Raw genomic sequence first — 18,374 nt, forward strand, 5'->3', positions numbered from 1 at the left:
CTATCCTTTCTCATTTTCCTCTTCCGGCGGCTCCTCTATCTTAACCCTCAGTTCGTTGGCGAACCAGTTCACCCTCTGCGGGAACGGTATCTCTATTCCGGCCTCGTCAAGAGCTTTCTTGACGTCGTGGATTATCCTTATTCTGACGTCGAACCACTTCTCGCTGGGCGCCCATGCGCGTATGGCAATAACCACCGCGCTGTCGTCGAGCCTGTCAACGTAAGCCAGCGGCTCGGGCTCGACCAGGACCAGGGGGATATCATCAAGAACGCGCTTTATTATCTCCACTGCCCTTTCGGCATCGGCAGCGTAGGCTATTCCAACCTCCAAGTCGACCCTTCTCACGGGATAGCGCATGAAGTTGACTATGTTACTGTTGAACAGCCTCTCGTTTGGAATCCTGATGAGCGTGCCGTCCCAGGCCCTTATCCTCGTGGAAAGTATTCTTATGTCTTCAACGACGCCCGAGATGTCCTCCACTTTCACGGCGTCCCCTATCTGGAGGGGCTTGTCGAAGTACATGAAGACTCCCGAGACAAAGTTTGAAACAACCGTCTGTGCGGAGAAACCGAGGACGATACCAGTTATCCCCGCCGCCGCGAGGAGTGCGCTGAGTTGTGTGCTCACTCCCGCGAAGCTCAGGGCCATGAAGAAGGCGATGGTTATGAAGACGTAGTAGAAGACCTTCGCTTTGACTATCGTCTCGGGTCTTGCCGTTTTTCCTGAGCTCATTATCATGTAGTCCTTGGACTTCTTCGCTATCAGGTACGAGAAGTAGAAGAAGCCCGTGGCGAAGGCTATGTTGCCCACGGTGGTCGGTCCTATTCCGTAGCTCATTATGCCGAGCCGGTAAAGGGCCCAGATGATGCCCCCGAGCACGAACATTCGGAACACTATATCCGCTGTGTCCTCGTTGATTATCCATGTCATGCTCGTTTCCTTTGATTTCCTGATTATCAGCCTCCTGGCAACCCTCCCGAGGACTACCATGCCGAATACTATCAGGGCCGCTTCCACGATGGTCAGCAGGCTGAGGTCTATCTGGATGGGGGCCGTTGTGGTGCTGTTAGCTGCCATCACGACCACCTCATCCTGAAGTTGGGGAGCGGTTCCGCCTCATGGGTGGGCTTCAGCGTCCCGTCAGGGGGGTTTCCGGTGTTGTTGACCTCGTAAATCTCCTTTGTGGTGAGTATTACCAGCGGGTAGTACGCCTTCTCAGCAGAGTAAAACATCACGCTGTTCCTTATCGGGAACACTATCCTCTCCACCAGCTTCCAGCTTTCTGTGGGGTTGCTGATGACGAGCTTCACTATCCCAGGAGAATCGGGGGGCTTTTCATAAAAATCGCTCTCGTGGTATCTCGCTATCACTCCCACCGTCTTCTCGCCGTAGAGGGTGTACTTCTCCCTTCCGACCACAAAGCGGTCTATCTCCAGGTCGCCGCTCATAACGGAGACGTCTATCGGGGCTGAGAGGTACCCGACCAGCCGCTCCTTTGGAGGGATTGCTATTTTTTCCGAGAGCTTTATGAACAGGAACTTCACACCGTAGCCCTCGGCCGGCGCAGGGAGAACCCGGAGCTTTTCATCGCCCCTTTTTATGAGCACCCTCACATCGTCCCTTCGGTAGAGGACTGTATTCCCGGAGCTCTCGACGAGGTGGATTTTCTTATCGATGATTTTGATGAACTGCGTTTTAAGTTCGTGCTCACCGAACATGAAATAAAATAGAGGTTGAAAGATTTAAAGTTTGTTAGCTTGCAGGTTCAAGCTTCAGGTCAACCAGCCTGGCATGGACGTAGATTCCCCCCATCCCTGGCATCGTGAGGGAAGCCTCAACTTCCATAGGGAATGGCAACTCTGGAGCGACCACCGTTTCGCCGTTGCCCTGGGCAAAGCCGCCCTGGACCAGGCCATTCCATGTGACTTTGTAGGTATCGAACGTCATTCCCCCTATGGCCACTGGATCGCCTGCCTCAACAGTGTAGCCGTTTCCATTCTCGGTTAAGGTAACGTAGGTTAGCACATCACCGTAAATTCCACCGTAGAACCCCGTTGGATAGCTCCATACCATGTTGTACTTCTGGAAGTCCTCGCTTATCATCCCGCAGCTCATGTCTCCCTCAATGTTTCCTTCCTCGTCTATCGAGTAGTGGCAGCTCGGTCCGGTTATCTCGACCTTGACGAAGTCCGGGCCGTTGATGAGGTCGTAAACTGAAGGAATCCAGAGTGTTCCGGATGTGTACTCGTCCAGATAGCCCGGCTCAACGTAAACTCTGTACTCGTAGCTCTCTCCGCTTATCTCAACCTTGGCGTAGAGCAGGTAAACGCTCCTACCGTTTAGTTCTTCCTCACGGTAGCCCTTGGTGATGACGAAGTGCTTTTCTTCTCCCCCGGAAAGCTTGTAGTCCACGTTGAACGTTACCTCCTTGACGAGGTACTCTTTTCCGTTTATGCTTATTGACTTACTCGCGTCCCAGCCGAGCTTCCAGTTGTCCGAGAGTCCGGATGGAGCCTGTGTTGATGTCTCTGTTTGGGTTCCGGTTTGCGTATCCGTTCCCGTGCTTTCTCCCGGGGAAGTCGTGTGCTCTATCCCGACGTTTATTCCTCCGAATTCTTTCGAGAACTTCATGTCCTCCACAGAAATCTTGGAGTAGTAGCTCTCACCACCCATCTGGCTAAAGGTCCCCTCGCTCTCAACCGGAACCGGTAGTGCTGGGGCTATCCTTGCCTTACCCTGTCCCCTAACGTTGCCAATCGCCCAGCTCCATTCGACGTTGCTTACCATGAAGCTCTTTCCGTCAAACGTCACCGTTCCGTCCGGGCTAACCTTGTAGCTGTAGCCCATTCCCATAAAGGAGAAGCTGTACTCGTCTGGCTTGCTCAGATCGTGATCCTCAAGTCCTGTCCAGACGGCCGAGCTCACCATGACCATCCAGCCCTGAAAAGCCGTGCCCGGGATCGCTCCCATAAGGGTGTTCGGATCTCCCTCGGTGTAGGGAAGCTCTGAATACTTTCCTATGGATGCAGGATTGCTCCAGTAGAAGTAGTTTCCTCCGTAGGATGCCTCTATCACAGCGGTTGTTCCCGACATCATGGCCCCGAAGTCCGGGAACGGGGTTAGGAAGTATGCATCGCTGTCCTTAGTCCGTTCCTTTATCAGTATCAGGTACTCAAGCGAGCCTTTCATGTCCGGGTCGTTCAGGGGTGTTATCTTCCCGTAGTAGGCGAAGAGGTTGTACTCGCCTAAGTCTTTCTTTCCGTTGTCGTCCGCATAGATGTGGGCCTTGACGTAGCCCCTCTGCTTTATTACCTCATATGAGCGCTCCCCCTCGGAGCTCTTGATGGTAAAGGTGTACTTCAGGTAGGTTATGTAGTAACTTTCCCCGCCGATCTGAACCGGGTTGTAGGCGTCCCAGGGGGTTTGCCATGTTGCCGTTCCGCTTTCCTCCCCTCCGCTTGAAGTTCCTCCGGCACTGGTTGTGGCTCCTCCACTTTGGGAAGATTCACTGTAAGTTCCGCTTGGCGATTCGTTTCCACCGCCAAGGCATCCGCTTGCCACCACACTAAACAAAAGAACAAAAACCAAGATCAATACCAATCCTTTACCTTTCATTCAGCTTCCCCTCCCTGACCATTACTTTGGTTTTCATCGTATTTAAACATGACATTTTCTGCCCTGTATAGCCAGAAGTTCCCGGTTTCCCCGGAGATCAGCATGACCTTTCCGTCGTCGCTCAGCTTTATGTAGCCGAGTGAATCGCCTGGAATCTTCACGCTGAAGACCTCGTGGAAGTCGCCTAGAGAGTAGCAGTGAATAACTCCGTCTTTGGCAGTGACGGCGAAGTTCTCGTTTGCAAAGTACGGGAACCCCGGCAGGACTTTGACTTCAGTAAGGTTCCAAGTGAGTACGTGGGTGTCCCCCAAGGGCTCGTGCCAGAGCAGGTATCTTCCGGTGGGAATCAGAGTCCACTTGAGCAGTACCGTCTGGTCGAATGGATAGCTCCCCTCTGCCAGCAACTTCCCCTCCCCGGAGAAAACTTTCAGCTTCCCGTCCTCGCTTACCAGCAGTTTATCGCGGTAGGCGATTACCCTGCTCGTGTTGAATGTCAGGATTCTTTCCCCGTCCTTGAAGACGAACGCCCTCTCTTTTTCCGACAGAACGACGAGCCCGGAGTCCGAGATGGACTTGAGATCGTAGTCATCGGGTGTGAGCGTGATTTTTTCCCCATCGCAGTGGAGCTCCTGCTCCGTGGGAGACACCGTCACCAGGTAGCAGAGATGGTTTCCGCTCGGCGAGCGGAGCATGTAGTCGGCAACAGCACCGGCTCCCCCGTGTCTCTCCTCGCCGACAAAGCCATTCCAGGAAAAGATTCTTATCCCCGCGAACCCTCCGTACGACGCCAGAACCCAAGCCTGGTCACCAACCACGGCGATGCTCGAAACCACGGGCCCTATTTCACCACTGTTCCTTCGGAGGTTCAGGGTTGTGTTACTCCCGTCCGGCTTGACCAGGTACAAAAGACCGCGGTTCCAGTCTATGGCCGCCGAGAGGCTTCCGTCCGGACTCATGTCCATGAAGGGTATTCCCGTGGTGTCAGCGCTCCAGACCGCTTTCATCTCCCAGGTTGAGGGCTCCTGTGTTGTGGTGGTTTCGGGCTGAGTTGTCGATGGCTGGCTTGAGGTCGTGGGGGAGGGAGAGCCCGTGGTGGTTCCTTCGCCCATACAGCCGCTGGCGATGACCATGCCGGCTATCATAAGTGCCAGCAGGATCGCTTTGGTGTTTCTCATGCAAACCTCCTCCATCACCCGCCAAGAAAGAAAAGCGGGTACTGCGAAATATACAGTTGCCTTGCACACGGATGTATTAAAAATTTTCCAAGACTTCAAACGTCTTTGCAGCTCTAAAACAGTCATCTGAATGTTAGTATTCCGTTGAATACGTTTTTTCCAGGAGTTTAAAGAGGTCGCCCGCCTCCCACCCGGCGAGCATGCCCACGTATGCGGCCAGGTCGAAGACGTGGGGAACCTTTGATATGATTCCGATGTCGGCAGTTGCGACGGTTTCGAAGGCCTTGAGCTCAAAGTCAGGGCTTCTGACGAGCCTCACTTCGGAGTTGACCCCCTCCCGAATGAGGGCTTCCTCAGTCAGCCCCTTTATCTCCCCGCTCCTTGGAACCGCCGAGCCGTAGAAGAACACGGCCTTTTTAAGGCCCAGCTCTCCGAGGGCACGGGCAAGGTTGCCGAGGAGCCGCTCCGTACCTTCGTTGATCCTGTACTTTCCCTGGTACTTCAAATCCCTCACGAGCCCATCCTCGCAGAGTATTGCCTTCCCTTCGAGGAGCGACTCAAGGGTTATGAGCACGTTGAAGCCGTCTATAGCCAAAACCCTGCCCCTGAGCTCTTCCGGTCTGAGGAGTTTTTTCCGAACCTCGACTATCCATTCGTCCGGGAAAACGCACCTCGCCAGGAGGTGTCTCTCGGCCTTTCTCAGTCTGTAATGGTCGGCGACAAAGTTGAGGGCGTACTTTTTCCGGTAGCCCCTGTTGAGGAGGTACTTGAGGTCACGGTAGGCTTCGATCAGCATGGATAAAGAAACGGTGGGGGGTTAAATAACCTTCTCCATGACCTCCGTGCCGGTGTGTATCCTGAGCCTGACCCTTCCGCCCAGGAGGGAACTCTTGACTTTCTTGGTTAGAATCTCGTCCACCTGGAATATCCCCGCGGGATGCTTCATCCATATCTCAATGAGTATCGGCTGCTCCTCGTTCCCTTCCCTGATCTCAACCTTCTCGATGGCCAGAGCTGAAACCGCGTGTATGTCTACCTTGTCCTTCTTGTGGACGAGCCTGCTTCTCCCGGCCTCCATGTCGCAGCCGTCCGCTATCGTAACGAGCGAGCCCTCGATGGTGGTGCAAGGAACGGCCTCATCGTGGGTGTAGATGGCATTGAGAGTGAGCGCCTTGAGGAGGAGCGGGTCGTCCGTCCCGAACTCCCTCACGAGCTTCTCTATTATCGGCTCGGCCAGGAGAACGCTGAACTGGTAGTGGTTTATCCTGTGTATCATGTTCCCGGTGTCGTGGAACAGCGCTCCGAAGGCCACTATGAACTTGCTCCAGCGGAAGGGCTTGCCGAGCTTTTCTGCCGTCGTTTGGATTCCGAACTTCCTGATGATGTTGAGCAGCTCAAGCGCCCGCCTGGTCGTGAGCAGGACGTGGATAGGTCCGTGGTCGTTGAAGCCGTAGACGTTCAGAACGATGTAGTTGGTGGTCTCGAAGTAGTAGTGGTACTCCCTGAATGCCCTCTCGTATAGCCCGTAGAGCTCCTCATCGCCGAGGAGTTCCCTAATCTCACCCAGCAGTTTTTCCTCCGTGTACATCTTTTCCACCCAAGGACGTGGAGGAGAGGGTGTTTTAAGGTTTTCACTCCAGCATTCCCTCAAGCTCAAGGATTTTTTTCGAGCGGAGATAAACGACCGGAACGCCCTTCTCCCTCAGCCTTCTCTTTAATCCCTTGTCGTTGGTGCACACTATAACGTGCTCGTTCTTCACAGCGAAGTCGAATATCTGGTCGTCTATAGGCTTTTCACCAAAGCGACCTATCTCAACGACCTCGAACCTCTCCGCGAGCTTTTTGGCCATCCTGATGGCGAGCAAATCCTTCCCGCGGGACTTCCTCTCTATAACCTCCAGCTCCTGGAGGACGGCGTTCGGAACGGCTATTCTAAACTTCACGTCGAGAACCCTGTTCAGTTCGCCGATTATGTCAACGCCGAACTGCCCCGGAACCAGCAGAAAGTTCGTGTCCGGAATCACCAGCCATTCCCGCCTCTCTGGCATCCGCCTCACCGAAAGTTAGTGAAAAAGAAGAGGACTCACTCCCTTATGAAGCCGTAGCCTATGAGGCGCCACCTTGAGCCGACCTGTCTGCTTATGGCAACTCTGTCGCCGACCTCGGCACAGATGGGTATCTGGAGCTTGAGCTCGACCTCGTCCCTACCGAGTCCCGTGACGAGGCCCATGGTTCTTGCGGTTCCGACGTTGAGGAGGAGCACTTCTCTCCTCTTTATCGGCTCGACCTTGAGTTCCTCCTCGGTTCCGACGACGCGCTCAAGGAGGTGAACCTCAAGCCTGAGCTCGTCCCAAACCGGAGGCAATTTTCCTGGCTTTCCGACGACGTTTCCGGCCATCAGGTCGCCCTTGGTCAGGTAGGGGTCGAGCTTGGTTCCAACGCCGACCAGACCGCCCGGATATGCCTCGTCCACGAACCTTCCGCCGGCCTGGAGGGAGACTATCTCGGTGGTTATTGGCTCGTACTTTATCCTGCCGTGGTCCTCGTAGGGGACGCCGGGGCGAATCTCTATCTCGTCGCCGACCTTGAGCTTGCCCTGGATTATTGAACCTCCGATGACACCGCCGACGAGCTTCTCGGGCTTGGTTCCCGGCTTGTTGACGTCGAAGCTCCTGAGGACGAGCATTTTGGGCGGCTTCTTGAGGTCGTGCTTCGGGGTTGGTATGAACTCCTCTATCGCCGCGAGGAGAACGTCGACGTTCGCGCCGTGAAGGGCAGAAATCGGGATTATCGGGGCATTCTCGGCGACTGTTCCAGCAACGAACTCCTTTATCTCGTGATACCTCTCGATGACCTTCTCCTTGTCCACAAGCTCAATCTTGTTGAGGGCTATGACGATGTTCTTGTTGCCGACTATCTGGAGGGCCATGAGGTGCTCCCTGGTCTGGGGCATAACTCCCTCGTTGGCAGCTATGACGAGAACGGCACCGTCCATGAGGGAGGCACCGGCGAGCATCGTTGTCATCAGTGCCTCGTGGCCAGGTGCATCTATGAACGAAACGCGCCTCTCGAACTCGGTTTCGGCACCGCAGTACGGGCAGACCGGTGAGTTGGAGTACCTGCCGCAGCTCGGACACTTCCTTATCTCGGCATCTGCGAATCCTATCTTGATTGTGATTCCTCTCCTCAGCTCCTCGCTGTGGGTGTCAGTCCATATTCCGGTTAAAGCCTTCGTGAGTGTCGTTTTACCGTGATCAACGTGACCAACCATTCCAATGTTAACTTCGGCCTGTCTAAACTCCTTCTTCTTTGCCATCTTCTCTCACCCCTAAATTTAGAGCGTCGGCCGGTTTATTAAGGTTACCTCGATGGGGAGAATACTCCGAGAAAAGCGATAAGTTTGGGGAAAGGAAGAAGCTCAGAAGACGAGCTTCATGTTTATCTGAACGATCTCGGGGCTGATGGTGTTGCCCCTGACGGTCTTCTTTCTCCTCTCACCCCTTTCCTTCGGCCTGAAGCCCGGACCCTTTGAAACGAGGATCTTGACCCTCCTCGGGCCGTGGACATCTGGTCTCATGGCGAAGCCGTCCTTGTCGGTTCCACCGGTTATCCTGAGCTTAACGTCGCCCGGGATCTCCTCGCCGAATATCTCGGTGAGGTTGAGTCCGAGCTCGCTCGCAGGTATCTCCTCTCCTATGCGCTTTCCTACCAGCTTCTCGGCCTCTTCACCACTTATCTCAACCTGCCTGGCTATGCCGGTCTTCGGGTTGGATATAACGAGCTTAAAGGTCGCCATTTCCTCCCACCTCCTATGTCATTAGCGGGATTCATTGGGTAAACCCCTTGTCCAGTGAGCGGTGTGGTTTGGCCTTTAAAAAGTTTCCCATATCAAAACTTTTTTATACCCGCGATATGTAGGCACTCCTTGAGGGGTGAGATGAATGGCAAAAGAAAGGACAACGCTTCCGCCAACCGGTGCCGGGCTTATGAGGTTCTTCGATGAGGACACCCGGGCAATAAAGATAAGCCCAAGGGGCGTCATAGCGGTTACTCTTATCCTGGTTGCCCTTGAGATACTCCTTCACGCCTTTGGGACGCAGCTCTTCGGTTAAATGAAGCTCGTCTTCTTTAATCCCCTTGCGTTAAGTTCCTCGTTGATTATTGCCCTGACAACTTCTTCGAGCTGGGTCTGGAGGAGCTTATCAACGTCGTCCTTTATCTTGTCTATGTCGTGCCTTAATCCTTCGAGGAGCCTTATGTAGTCCTTGGCCATCTCAAGCTGACCTTCCTGCCTGACGAGCTGCTCTTTAAGGTGCTCGAAGTCCTCCTTCATGACCTGAAGTTTCCTCAGCTCCCTCTGTATCTCATCGAGCTTCTTCGTCAGCTCGTAGTTCTCCTCCTTGAGCTTCTCGATGAGCCGCTCCTTGGCCTCAAGTTCCCTGACCAGGGAGTTGTACTCCTCAGCTATCTGGTTGAGCCGTTCTATTTCCCTGAGCGGCGGGACTTTCCCGTTCCCGAGAATGATGACGTCTGGTCCAACGTTGACTATATCGCTCGGCCTTATTTTGAGCTTCCTCTCGCTGGAGAACATGCTCTGGCCCTTTCCAAGGTTCTCCACTTCCTTCATCTTGAGGATGAAGTAGAACTGGTCGCCCTCAACCTCGACGTTTATGTCGGTCACGAAGCCCAGTATCTTCCCATCCGTCAGGGATATAACGAATTTGTTGATGAGCTGGTTGGCCTTGGTTTCGCCACCCTCTACCATAAAACACCACCGTGGGGACTTATCCCTTCGCCTACTTAACTTTTCCGCCAAGGCTTATAAGGCGAAAGAACTTCATCGCTTACGGTGAGAGGGATGATAATATTCGTGGGACGTTCGAACGTTGGCAAGAGCACGCTCATCTTCCGCTTGACCGGCAAGTGGGTCAAGAGGGGCAAGAGGCCCGGAGTCACGAGGAAGCCAGTGGAGATAAACTGGAGGGGTAAGAGAGTGGTTGACATGCCCGGCTTCGGCTTCATGAGCGGCGTTCCAAAGGCGAAGCAGGAGCGCATAAAGGATGAGATAGTCCACTTCATCGAGGACAATGCCGATGACATCGAGCTGGCTGTTCTGGTTGTCGACGGCAAAGCTGCTCCTGAGATAATAGAGCGCTGGGAGAAGCGCGGGGAGATACCTATTGATGTTGAGTTCTATGCCTTCCTCCGAGAGCTGGGGATTCCTGTGATAGTAGCGGTCAACAAGATGGACAAGATAAAGAACCTCCAGAGAACCATAGACTTTCTCGCCCAAAAGTTCGGCGTTCCCTATGATGAGGTATCCGAGACGTTCGTGCCGATTTCAGCAAAGTTCGGAAAGAACCTCCTTGAGTTAAGGAAGCTCATGGAGAAGAAGCTTAAAGAGGGGAGGAAGCAGCCCTCCGCGGAACCAGGGTCAGAGAACTTCGAGGATGATGTGGGTGATGGTCTCCTTGACGCCGTCGAGTGATGCTATCTCCTCAAGTATCTCGTCGAGCTTAGTCTTGTCTGCCTCGACTATAAGGTCTATGTCGCCGGTAACGCGGTATATCCTCTTTATCTTGAGCTTCTTAATGTGTTCGTAGACGTGCTTCCTCTTTGTGGGTTCTATCTTCACGAAGACGAAGACGTCGCCCTTCTTCTCGCCGAGAAGGTCGAGGGCCTTGTCGGTAAGGTCTATGAAGCCCCTCCCGGTTCTTATGTATCCGAGTTCCTTGAGGACCTTTAGGTGATTGCTGAGAGCCTGTCTGGTGATTCCAAGCTCCTCCGCGAGCTCATCCTGGGTCTTCTCTACGGTGTGTACCTCGATTGTCTTCCCTTCCTCGTAGAACTTCCTGAGCAGCCTTATCTGCCTCGGGGTAAGAGTTGACCTCCCTTCCATCTTCGAAACCTCCACTTTGCGAGATTAGCGTTTACAGCTTTATTAAACCAACTATTTTTAAGTCTTATGTCAAATTTTTTGGTTCCATGAATTATGGGCACTACCACTCTTATAAGTCTTTCCAAAAGTTAGCTTTTTAATTCCAGCTCCCCTATGAACTCACATGAACAAGGCTACCTACACGGAGGACGTTCCGCCGGACAGGTTTAAGCTCCTTGAGCGGATAATTAGCTTAGATAGACCTGCAAGGGTCATGCTGATAGGCGCCACTGACAGCGGAAAGACGACTTTGCTGACGTTTCTGGCTAACCGGCTCATCGATGAGGGCCTCAGGGTCGCTGTGGTTGACAGCGACGTCGGTCAGAAGGGTATCCTTCCCCCTGCCACGGTGAGCCTAGCATTTCCCAGTGATCCATTTAGCTCTCCCAGCGAGCTTTCCGGGGAGGCCCACTACTTCATTGGCACCACTTCCCCGGGCCAGTACATCGGCGAGATGGCAGTCGCTGTAAAGCGCCTCTCCGACATCGCCGCGGAGAGCGCTGATGTAGTTCTAATCGACACGACCGGCTTCGTTACGGGCCAGGGCATCGAGATGAAACGTCTCAAGGCCGAGCTTGTGAGACCGGAACTCGTGGTTTTACTTGAGAGGAGCGGCGAACTGTCCCATCTTAGGAAGCTCCTTTCCCCGTACGGTGAGGTTGTAACCCTTTCCGTCAGCAAGAATGCAAGGGAGCACTCGAGGGGTGAGCGGAGGGAAGTCCGGAAGGAGAAGTGGAAGGCCTACTTCTCGAATGCCTCGCTCGTAGAGGTTGATATGTCAAAGACGATTCCCACAGGGACGGAGCTCTTCAGGGGCAGGTCGCTGACCCATGAGGAGAGGGACCTCCTCTCGGCGCTCTTTCGATGGCTTCTCATAGCCGGCTGGAAGGGGGAGAGGTACGTTGTTGTTAAGGCCGATGTTGAGCCCGGTTCCAGGCAGTACAGCCGCTCGGTGATCCATGCGGTCGATTTTGAGAGGCTTAGTAACCTTCTGGTGGGTTTCATCGACGGAGACGGGCTCTGCCTGGGGGTTGGAATACTCAAGTGGGTAAACTTCGGCGAGATGAGAGCGCAGATTCTGACGCCCATCCCCCGTGAGGAAGTTGGTAAGGCGGTTGAGCTCCGCTTCGGTAGAATTAGGGTGCTTGAAACAGGTGAAGAGCTTGGTCTCCTTCGGAGGGATGAGCTCTAGCAAAGATTTTTAAGGCAATAACCTAATCGAATTAGGTGTCCCTAATGGAACTCAAAGCCTTCGTGGAGATAACAAGGCCTCACAACTGCGTTCTTGCCGGGATAGTGGGTGTTCTGGGTTCGATAGTTGCGGTTGGACACTTTCCGGACTTGATCACGGCCATTCTGGTCTTCCTGGTCGTCACCCTCGGCTGTGCGGGAGGCAACACGATAAACGACTACTTTGACTACGAGATTGATAAAATCAACCGGCCCGAGAGGCCCCTTCCTAGGGGTGCTATTGGGAGAAGAACAGCCCTATACTACTCACTGCTCCTGCTCTCGGTGGGATTGGTTCTGGCTTATTTCATAAACATCCGGGCGTTTATCTTGGCGATCATCGCCTATGCGGCAATGATTCTCTACGCCTGGAGGCTCAAGCCGCTCCCCTTCATAGGGAACCTCGTAGTTGCTGGCCTCACAGGTGCGACGCCGCTCTACGGAGCCCTTGCCGTTAAACACATCGGCCTAGCCGGTTACCTCGCGCTCTGTGCCTTTCTGGTTAACGTTGCCAGGGAGGTCGTGAAGGACATCGAGGACGTTGAGGGGGACCTTGCCAAGGGGGCAAAAACCCTCCCCATAATCTGGGGGAAGAAAAAAGCCGCTTACATCGGGACCGTCTTTGCCATTCTGACGGTAGCGGCATCCTTCCTGCCGGTGAAGGCCGGTGTCGGTCTTGGCTACTACGCCATGGTACCGGTTGACCTCATCATACTCTACGCCGCATACATTATACTTAAGAACCAGGACAGGAAATCGGCACACAGGGCGCAGAAGTTGCTCAAGGTGAGCATCTTCCTGGCCGTCATGGCGTTCATAATAGCCGCGATAGTGTGAGGAGGTGTGGGTATGGAGTTTAAGGATGAACTCGTGAGAAACCTCGAATCCGAGGAGCTGTGGACTGTCATCACATTTAAAACGCCCTATGGGCCTGCAAAGACCCTTGAAAAACTCGTGGAAGCCGTTGAGGATGCGGGCTGGCGCGTTACCTTTAAGGCCAACTGGTGGACGGCCGACATCCCCTACGGCTTGGCGAGGATAGATGCCAGAAAGGGGGACAGGGAGAAGATAGTGCTTGGCAAGTGGATACTCGGGAGAAAATGCGAGCTGATAGGCCTGGAGAACATGCCGCTCGAAAAGGGACGCGACGAGTTCTTCCGGATGGTGGACAGCATAACCTCGACGCTGATACACGACCCGGTCATAAGGACGATGAGGGAGCAGTACTGACGTTGGGTTTTTATCTTCTTTTTCCCAAAATTCTCTTGGTGGTAATGTGAGCGTAGATGCTGAGCTGGTGATGCGTCGCTTGGTTGAGCTTGAGGAAGCTATATCTGAACTTGAGGATATCTCCCTATTTGAGAAGGAGAAGTTCCTAAATGAGCCCTACGTGAGGGACGCCGCCAAATACCGGCTTATCACGGCGATTGAGGCGGCCATCTCAGTGTGCAATCATATCGTTGCCCGTCTTAAAAAGCCTCCAAGTACCTATTCTGAATGTTTCCTGTCCCTGGGTGAACTGAGCGTTATATCGAAGGGACTGGCCGAGAGGCTTGCGATGATGGCAAAGTTCAGGAACATGTTGGTGCACCTGTATTGGAGAATAAGTGACGAGAGAGTTTATGAGATCTTGACCCAGGATTTAGACGATCTCAGGAGGTTTGTGAGGGAGGTGACAGCATACGTCGAGAGAAGAGGTGAATGATATTAGAAGGAGCATTAGACAACTGCTTGAGACTAAGGATGAAATACTCTTCGCATACCTTCACGGAAGCTTTCTTTGGGGGAAAGGATATCGGGACATTGACGTTGCGGTCTACGTTGACCCCTCAAGGGTGGACGATTTCCTTGAGTATGAGCTACGACTTTCAATCGAGCTTGAGGTCTCCTTGGGGTTCCCTGTCGATGTAAAGGTTCTAAACAATGCGCCTCCAGCATTCAGGTACCGCGTTCTTGGGGGAGAACCCCTGATGATTAGGGACGAAAAAGCCTGGCTGGAGTTCTATGATCTAGCTATTAGGGAGTATCTTGACTTTAAGCCGTTCGAAAAAGAGATTATGAAGGAAATTCTTCACAGCGGCTCGTAGTAGCCTATCTCGGGCTCGTATATCTCGCCCTCAGCCAGGAGCTGCGTTATTGCTTCCTCAATCAGTTCCTCGTCGATTTCCTTCGAGAGCTTCTTGACTATGAACTTGTGCGACAAAGCTTTGCCCTTCTCGTGGAGCAGGTCGAGGACGGCCTTTTTGGCCTTCTCAAGCTCCGGGTTCTCTGCCTTGGGCTCCTCTTCGACGACCTCCTCCTCAAAGAGCGCCTCCTCGGTGCTCCTCTGTTCGAGCATCATGGTGTAGAGCTCGTCTATGGTCATGAGCATGTCCTCGCTTATTCCTTTGTTCTTGGCTATGACCTTGGCCTTCGCCGTTATCCCGTAGCGGTCGTATATCTCAAAGGCTATTTTGGCCTTCTTGGCGTGCTCAGCCTTCTCCTTCAGCGTCTCGAAGCGGTGGAGTATCCACATGTTCGGCTCGACCTTCGCTATGCCCTCGACGAGTATCTGCTTGTCGTCGCGCCACTCCGCCACCTTCCCGATTATCTGAACTAGGTCGCCCTTTTTCACGAGGTTTATGAAACGGGTGTTCTCCCTGAAACCGAAGACCCACATCGTTCCGGTGCCATCGTCAATCTGGAACCTTCCGTAGGTTTCGTCCTCGCTCATCAGGGGGTCTCTGACGACCGTGGCGACGACCTTAACACGGTAGACTTTTCTGGCGTCCTTCGTTATCAGGTAGTTAGGCTCGAAGTCGCCCTCGCTCTTGACGTAGTAGCCGTCTATGATGTCCTTGATGTAGACCCTGCTCGCTGGGAGGCGTTTCTTCATAGCTCCTCACCCCCGAAAAACTCTATAATGCCTTCAACTTTGGGAAGGACCTTTTTCTCAAGCTCTCTAATCTCTTCCAGCGCGTCCAGGTCAGCATTGCTGAAATCCTGAACGACTTCACCGTAGATATGCATCCCCTCTTCGTTCCTGATGATCCTTCCGATTACCCTGACGATCTGCCCGTTCTCAGGAAGAACGTTCTCCTCGCTCTCGATGAGTATGACTCCGGTTCCGTCGTCGAGCCAGAAGGTGTAGTCCATCTTGTCGACCTTGAAGGCCTTCCCGATGAGCGAAACCCTGGTGTCGTCCTCCCTTATCTCGCCTATCTTTCTCTCAACGGCGGGCTTCCTACGCCTGAACCTAACTTCCTCCATCGTCAACACCTCACACCAAATCCCTGATGACCTCCTTCAGCTCGGCCCTCACCCTTGCTATCTCGCGCTTCGGGTCAACCTCGTCCCATCCAAAGGCCTTCAGGATGAGCCCTAGGAACTTGTCGTCCACGACGTTGCCCCTGACCACTATCTCCCTTCCGAGCAGGTGGTAGTATTCCTCCTCGGCCAGTTTCCTTCCGGCTTCCTTAAGCGTCAGGCCATTCTCGACGAGCTCCCTGAGTTTTTCCGCTATCTCCTCCGGGTCCTTGCCCACCAGCTCGGCCGCATCGTCTCCGAAGAGCGTTGTCCTTATGTACCCCGTGGAATCGTCGAGGCCGAAGTCCACTATCGTTATCTTGACCGGCTGAACCTCGCCGTGCTCTGGGCATACCCAGCTGTTCGTTGCGGGGTCGTAGTCCACCTTCCTCCTGCACTGCGGGCAGGCGTCGTAGACGGTAACGCGGTAGAGCCTCGCAATCGTTCCGCGAACCTCAATGAACCTCTCGCCCCCCATTAGCTCACCTATCTTTCTCCTCTGATAGTTGTAGCTTCTGACCTCTTCGATCGGGGGTATCTCACCGGCGCGCGGGTCTTCCGGGTTGAGGATTATCCTGGTCCTGAAGTTGGCGTGTAGCTCGACTCCGTTCCGGCCCTCCCGGACGCTGGGGTCGATTATCTTGATGAGATCACCCGGATTGAGTTCGTTGTAATATTTGGTCACGAGGCCGTCCCACAGGACGAGTCTCGTCTTCCCAGTGGCATCGTATATTATCACGTTGGCCACCTGTCCGGTGGAACCGTCCTTCTTCTGGTACTCCCTGGGCGGGTACTTCCTCAGAATCCTCGCCACGACGTTAACGCCGGTCATTCCAGGAACCAAGTCTGCTATGTGGAGGAGCTCCTCCTTGCCCTCAAGATTCACTCCGAGCTCTTCGGCAAGCATTAATGCCGCTGCGTGCTCGGAGATTCCCTCGCGGGAGGCTATCTCCGATATTTTCTTCTCGATTTCATCCCTCGAGAGGCCTTTCTGCCCCTCGATCATCTCAATAATCTGCTCCTTCGTCAGCACTCCCATAACACTCACCTTAATGGTAATGATAGCTCGGACTATTTAAACCTTTCTCCAAACTCGGTCCAAGGGGCCAATTTTCAGAAAGGAAGGGCGATTTCCTCCTCTGGAGGAAAATTGAGTGACTGAAGGGCCAAGGAATTACTCTTCGCCCTCCATAGAGGCCTCCACTTCAGTCTCCTGGGGTTCTTGAGATTCGTCACCATTACCTTTGCCTTCCAGCTTCGCTATGAGGTCGCTGTACTCGGCGTGGACGACCTTCTTAAACGCCTCCTTTATGATGTTGGGGTCGTTCTCGGGGAAGCCGTAGAGCTCAGCAAATTTTGGAGTCGTTCCAAGGAGCTTTGTCCTCTCGTACGGTTCGGCATAGATAAGGCCCATTTCAAGGAGCTTCCTTATGTGTTCGTACGCCTGACTTCCCCTGAGCTTCACCACTTTGCTCTGTTCTATCGGCTGGAGGTAGGCTATTAGCGCGAGTGTCTTCAGTTCTCCGGTTCTCAAGTCTGGCCTCGGCATGAGGTGAACGACGCGCTGGCTGTATTCCTGCTTTACCTGCATAACGTATTTGTCCCCAAGGACTCTCACAACTTCTATCGCACTCTTTCTCTCGGCATACTCTGCGGCTATAAGCTCGATGAGCTTTTCGATGTAGTCTAGCGATCTTATTCCTAGAGCCCTTGAGAGCTCCTTCACACTCAGCGGTCTTCCAGAAACGAACAGTGCAGCCTCAACAAGGGCCTTGTCCTCAAGGAGTCCCATTATTACCACCACCTTGAAAATCGGGCCCCTCTCTTATAGGGTTTACCCTCCGATGAGAACGCGTTTTATGGTTAGGTAATCCTTTTTCTCCAGGGCTGTTTCGTCCACCACAACTACCAGCCGGCCGTCTCTCAGTATCACGAGGTCCCTGAGCGTCCCGAGGAACTTGGTCACCGCCGTTATCCCGTTGTGTATGACAAGGTACTCTATCCCGTCGATAACCACAACGCCTGTTATCCCTCTCATCTCGGCCTCCCGGAGGTACCTCCCCGAGAGCTCCAGAATTCTGGGGAGGTTCGTTGGTGTTATCGTGTTCCTCCCGGGCAGACTGGTCAGGAAGTAGGCCTTCCATTCGTCGGGGGGAGTCAGCTCCCTGATGAACGCGAGCACGGGGTAGCCCTTGAGGTCCTCCTTAACCCTGCGGTACTCGCTGCTTGATACGAGCTCGATGCCGGGGTCTATTTCGAACCTTATTGTTCCCGCGAGTTTTATGAACTCTCTGGACATCACCATTCGGGCCATAAAGTACGCCGCGACCACGGTCAATGCCGCACCTATGGCAAAGCCCATCGGTGCGAACCACTCCACGGTTCTAAGGAACGGGTAGTCCATTTTGTGGGCTCCGAGGATGCCGAGGGCGAATGCCGCACGCTTGGCGCTTTTGAACTTCAGATCGATGGAGGTGACAATTAGAACACCCGAGAGAACTATGAAGAAGGCAGAAACGCCGTAAGGAATTCCCACAACTGAGTTCCAATCGTTTCCAAGGAAAATGCCGTAGGTTGCTGCGACGAGAGGTGGGGCTGCCCACAGGCTCGAGTACCTGACGTTCTTCCCGAGTTCCTCGGAGAGGAATACCAGGGAGCCAAGGAACATTAGTGAGGAGAAAGCTGCCTCGGTCAACGCGGCGAACTGAAGGATCCCCAGAGCGTCGGCCACTATGCTCATAGCCGCCACGAGCCAGGCGATGGCCCAGATGAACGCGGATTTTCGTCGTGACTGTATGTAGACCATTAGAAGTACTGCCGAAACGGCGAACTTGGCAGAGAGGCTTAGGGCCTGGCCCACCATTAGGAGAGTGGTGTTCATCTTGACCCTCCCGATGCGTCCGGCTGTTAACTTGTGTTCTGCATGTATAAAAAGCTTTGGCTACTCTGTGGGGGCTAGAGTGTGAGTGTGGACTCTAAGGCGACCGTAATCTTTATAAACCCAACTCGAAAGGTTAACAGCGGTACGGCGGTCATAGCGGCGGGGTCACACCCGGTCTCGTTTCGACCCCGGAAGTTAAGCCCGCCAGCGATCCCGGTTGTACTGCCCTCCGGGAGGGGGCGGGAAGCCG

The 18,374-nt window shown here is 53.8% G+C and carries 23 protein-coding genes and 1 rRNA gene; 8 read left to right on the forward strand and 16 right to left on the reverse strand.

Going from position 1 to position 18,374, the window contains the following annotated elements:
• The 9 genes from E3E25_RS10060 to E3E25_RS10100 form a co-directional block, all read right to left on the reverse strand.
• Window positions 1-1,077, reverse strand: coding sequence for a mechanosensitive ion channel family protein (locus tag E3E25_RS10060; RefSeq protein WP_167893105.1), 1,077 nt, complete (start codon window positions 1,075-1,077; stop codon window positions 1-3).
• Complete coding sequence (locus tag E3E25_RS10065; RefSeq protein ID WP_167893106.1) at window positions 1,077-1,718, reverse strand: DUF432 domain-containing protein; 642 nt, start codon at window positions 1,716-1,718, stop codon at window positions 1,077-1,079. The genes E3E25_RS10060 and E3E25_RS10065 overlap by 1 nt, the downstream gene beginning before the upstream one ends.
• Before the next feature lie 34 nt (window positions 1,719-1,752).
• Window positions 1,753-3,561, reverse strand: a complete 1,809-nt coding sequence (locus E3E25_RS10070) for a hypothetical protein (RefSeq protein ID WP_370456681.1) — start codon at window positions 3,559-3,561, stop codon at window positions 1,753-1,755.
• A gap of 50 nt (window positions 3,562-3,611) precedes the next feature.
• A complete protein-coding gene (locus E3E25_RS10075; RefSeq protein ID WP_167893108.1) occupies window positions 3,612-4,805 on the reverse strand; it encodes a hypothetical protein in 1,194 nt (397 codons plus the stop codon).
• A 118-nt stretch (window positions 4,806-4,923) separates the two neighbouring features.
• A complete protein-coding gene (locus E3E25_RS10080) occupies window positions 4,924-5,586 on the reverse strand; it encodes a DUF434 domain-containing protein (protein ID WP_167893109.1) in 663 nt (220 codons plus the stop codon).
• Window positions 5,587-5,607: 21 nt separating this feature from the next.
• Complete coding sequence (locus E3E25_RS10085) at window positions 5,608-6,378, reverse strand: metal-dependent phosphohydrolase (RefSeq protein ID WP_167893205.1); 771 nt, start codon at window positions 6,376-6,378, stop codon at window positions 5,608-5,610.
• 43 nt (window positions 6,379-6,421) lie between these two features.
• Window positions 6,422-6,838: a PIN domain-containing protein gene (locus tag E3E25_RS10090; RefSeq protein WP_167893110.1), complete on the reverse strand. Its 417-nt coding sequence runs from the start codon at window positions 6,836-6,838 to the stop codon at window positions 6,422-6,424.
• Between the two features lie 35 nt (window positions 6,839-6,873).
• Window positions 6,874-8,106, reverse strand: coding sequence for a translation initiation factor IF-2 subunit gamma (gene eif2g, locus E3E25_RS10095; protein WP_167893111.1), 1,233 nt, complete (start codon window positions 8,104-8,106; stop codon window positions 6,874-6,876).
• 102 nt (window positions 8,107-8,208) lie between these two features.
• On the reverse strand, window positions 8,209-8,586 hold the full coding sequence (locus tag E3E25_RS10100; protein WP_167893112.1) for a 30S ribosomal protein S6e: 378 nt from the start codon (window positions 8,584-8,586) through the stop codon (window positions 8,209-8,211).
• Between the two features lie 145 nt (window positions 8,587-8,731).
• On the opposite strand from E3E25_RS10100, the gene E3E25_RS10105 reads away from it, so the two are divergent.
• Window positions 8,732-8,902 (forward strand): preprotein translocase subunit Sec61beta, encoded by a 171-nt coding sequence (locus E3E25_RS10105; RefSeq protein WP_088179751.1) that lies wholly within the window; start codon window positions 8,732-8,734, stop codon window positions 8,900-8,902.
• Here the strand turns inward: E3E25_RS10105 and E3E25_RS10110 are convergent.
• Window positions 8,899-9,555, reverse strand: a complete 657-nt coding sequence (locus E3E25_RS10110; protein ID WP_167893113.1) for a hypothetical protein — start codon at window positions 9,553-9,555, stop codon at window positions 8,899-8,901. The two genes, E3E25_RS10105 and E3E25_RS10110, sit on opposite strands and share 4 nt — an antisense overlap.
• A gap of 93 nt (window positions 9,556-9,648) precedes the next feature.
• Between E3E25_RS10110 and engB the strand changes: the two genes are divergently transcribed.
• On the forward strand, window positions 9,649-10,278 hold the full coding sequence (gene engB, locus E3E25_RS10115) for a GTP-binding protein EngB (protein WP_167893206.1): 630 nt from the start codon (window positions 9,649-9,651) through the stop codon (window positions 10,276-10,278).
• Here the strand turns inward: engB and E3E25_RS10120 are convergent.
• Window positions 10,225-10,689, reverse strand: a complete 465-nt coding sequence (locus E3E25_RS10120) for an Lrp/AsnC family transcriptional regulator (protein WP_167893114.1) — start codon at window positions 10,687-10,689, stop codon at window positions 10,225-10,227. The genes engB and E3E25_RS10120 overlap by 54 nt on opposite strands.
• A 163-nt stretch (window positions 10,690-10,852) precedes the next feature.
• Between E3E25_RS10120 and E3E25_RS10125 the strand changes: the two genes are divergently transcribed.
• The 5 genes from E3E25_RS10125 to E3E25_RS10145 are packed head-to-tail and all read left to right on the forward strand — an operon-like array spanning window position 10,853 to window position 14,045.
• Window positions 10,853-11,920 carry a Clp1/GlmU family protein gene (locus tag E3E25_RS10125; protein WP_167893115.1) on the forward strand — a complete coding sequence of 356 codons (1,068 nt, stop codon included), beginning with the start codon at window positions 10,853-10,855 and terminating at the stop codon, window positions 11,918-11,920.
• Between the two features lie 44 nt (window positions 11,921-11,964).
• A complete protein-coding gene (locus E3E25_RS10130; RefSeq protein WP_167893207.1) occupies window positions 11,965-12,795 on the forward strand; it encodes a geranylgeranylglycerol-phosphate geranylgeranyltransferase in 831 nt (276 codons plus the stop codon).
• Between the two features lie 12 nt (window positions 12,796-12,807).
• The gene (locus tag E3E25_RS10135) at window positions 12,808-13,188 is read left to right on the forward strand and encodes a ribonucleoside-triphosphate reductase (protein WP_088179757.1); all 381 of its coding nucleotides are present in this window, start codon (window positions 12,808-12,810) and stop codon (window positions 13,186-13,188) included.
• Window positions 13,189-13,234: 46 nt separating this feature from the next.
• On the forward strand, window positions 13,235-13,663 hold the full coding sequence (locus E3E25_RS10140) for a DUF86 domain-containing protein (protein WP_167893116.1): 429 nt from the start codon (window positions 13,235-13,237) through the stop codon (window positions 13,661-13,663).
• Window positions 13,656-14,045, forward strand: coding sequence for a nucleotidyltransferase domain-containing protein (locus tag E3E25_RS10145; RefSeq protein ID WP_167893117.1), 390 nt, complete (start codon window positions 13,656-13,658; stop codon window positions 14,043-14,045). The genes E3E25_RS10140 and E3E25_RS10145 overlap by 8 nt, the downstream gene beginning before the upstream one ends.
• Here the strand turns inward: E3E25_RS10145 and E3E25_RS10150 are convergent.
• The 5 genes from E3E25_RS10150 to E3E25_RS10170 all read right to left on the reverse strand — a co-directional run bounded on the left by E3E25_RS10150 (window position 14,030) and on the right by E3E25_RS10170 (window position 18,124).
• On the reverse strand, window positions 14,030-14,833 hold the full coding sequence (locus E3E25_RS10150) for an OB-fold nucleic acid binding domain-containing protein (RefSeq protein ID WP_167893118.1): 804 nt from the start codon (window positions 14,831-14,833) through the stop codon (window positions 14,030-14,032). The two genes, E3E25_RS10145 and E3E25_RS10150, sit on opposite strands and share 16 nt — an antisense overlap.
• Window positions 14,830-15,207 carry a replication protein RepA gene (locus E3E25_RS10155; RefSeq protein WP_167893119.1) on the reverse strand — a complete coding sequence of 126 codons (378 nt, stop codon included), beginning with the start codon at window positions 15,205-15,207 and terminating at the stop codon, window positions 14,830-14,832. The genes E3E25_RS10150 and E3E25_RS10155 overlap by 4 nt, the downstream gene beginning before the upstream one ends.
• Window positions 15,208-15,217: 10 nt before the next feature.
• A complete protein-coding gene (locus tag E3E25_RS10160) occupies window positions 15,218-16,282 on the reverse strand; it encodes an OB-fold nucleic acid binding domain-containing protein (RefSeq protein WP_167893208.1) in 1,065 nt (354 codons plus the stop codon).
• 135 nt (window positions 16,283-16,417) lie between these two features.
• On the reverse strand, window positions 16,418-17,035 hold the full coding sequence (gene scpB / locus E3E25_RS10165; RefSeq protein WP_167893209.1) for an SMC-Scp complex subunit ScpB: 618 nt from the start codon (window positions 17,033-17,035) through the stop codon (window positions 16,418-16,420).
• 42 nt (window positions 17,036-17,077) lie between these two features.
• Window positions 17,078-18,124: a DUF835 domain-containing protein gene (locus tag E3E25_RS10170; protein ID WP_167893120.1), complete on the reverse strand. Its 1,047-nt coding sequence runs from the start codon at window positions 18,122-18,124 to the stop codon at window positions 17,078-17,080.
• A gap of 143 nt (window positions 18,125-18,267) precedes the next feature.
• Here E3E25_RS10170 and rrf point away from each other — a divergent pair.
• Window positions 18,268-18,374 (forward strand): 5S ribosomal RNA (gene rrf, locus E3E25_RS10175); the annotation flags it as partial.

The sequence above is a fragment of the Thermococcus sp. MAR1 genome (genome assembly GCF_012027305.1).
Classification (GTDB): Archaea; Methanobacteriota_B; Thermococci; order Thermococcales; family Thermococcaceae; genus Thermococcus.

Coding starts and splice junctions, on each gene's coding strand:
- E3E25_RS10090 (WP_167893110.1), bottom strand. CDS start 6,838: ATGCCAGAGAGGCGGGAATGGCTGGTGATTCCGGACACGAACTTTCTG.
- E3E25_RS10130 (WP_167893207.1), top strand. CDS start 11,965: ATGGAACTCAAAGCCTTCGTGGAGATAACAAGGCCTCACAACTGCGTT.
- E3E25_RS10160 (WP_167893208.1), bottom strand. CDS start 16,282: ATGGGAGTGCTGACGAAGGAGCAGATTATTGAGATGATCGAGGGGCAG.
- E3E25_RS10085 (WP_167893205.1), bottom strand. CDS start 6,378: ATGTACACGGAGGAAAAACTGCTGGGTGAGATTAGGGAACTCCTCGGC.
- E3E25_RS10065 (WP_167893106.1), bottom strand. CDS start 1,718: ATGTTCGGTGAGCACGAACTTAAAACGCAGTTCATCAAAATCATCGAT.
- E3E25_RS10100 (WP_167893112.1), bottom strand. CDS start 8,586: ATGGCGACCTTTAAGCTCGTTATATCCAACCCGAAGACCGGCATAGCC.
- E3E25_RS10080 (WP_167893109.1), bottom strand. CDS start 5,586: ATGCTGATCGAAGCCTACCGTGACCTCAAGTACCTCCTCAACAGGGGC.
- E3E25_RS10105 (WP_088179751.1), top strand. CDS start 8,732: ATGGCAAAAGAAAGGACAACGCTTCCGCCAACCGGTGCCGGGCTTATG.
- E3E25_RS10155 (WP_167893119.1), bottom strand. CDS start 15,207: ATGGAGGAAGTTAGGTTCAGGCGTAGGAAGCCCGCCGTTGAGAGAAAG.
- E3E25_RS10075 (WP_167893108.1), bottom strand. CDS start 4,805: ATGGAGGAGGTTTGCATGAGAAACACCAAAGCGATCCTGCTGGCACTT.
- scpB (WP_167893209.1), bottom strand. CDS start 17,035: ATGGGACTCCTTGAGGACAAGGCCCTTGTTGAGGCTGCACTGTTCGTT.
- engB (WP_167893206.1), top strand. CDS start 9,649: ATGATAATATTCGTGGGACGTTCGAACGTTGGCAAGAGCACGCTCATC.
- E3E25_RS10060 (WP_167893105.1), bottom strand. CDS start 1,077: ATGGCAGCTAACAGCACCACAACGGCCCCCATCCAGATAGACCTCAGC.
- E3E25_RS10150 (WP_167893118.1), bottom strand. CDS start 14,833: ATGAAGAAACGCCTCCCAGCGAGCAGGGTCTACATCAAGGACATCATA.
- E3E25_RS10135 (WP_088179757.1), top strand. CDS start 12,808: ATGGAGTTTAAGGATGAACTCGTGAGAAACCTCGAATCCGAGGAGCTG.
- E3E25_RS10110 (WP_167893113.1), bottom strand. CDS start 9,555: ATGGTAGAGGGTGGCGAAACCAAGGCCAACCAGCTCATCAACAAATTC.
- E3E25_RS10120 (WP_167893114.1), bottom strand. CDS start 10,689: ATGGAAGGGAGGTCAACTCTTACCCCGAGGCAGATAAGGCTGCTCAGG.
- E3E25_RS10125 (WP_167893115.1), top strand. CDS start 10,853: ATGAACAAGGCTACCTACACGGAGGACGTTCCGCCGGACAGGTTTAAG.
- E3E25_RS10170 (WP_167893120.1), bottom strand. CDS start 18,124: ATGAACACCACTCTCCTAATGGTGGGCCAGGCCCTAAGCCTCTCTGCC.
- eif2g (WP_167893111.1), bottom strand. CDS start 8,106: ATGGCAAAGAAGAAGGAGTTTAGACAGGCCGAAGTTAACATTGGAATG.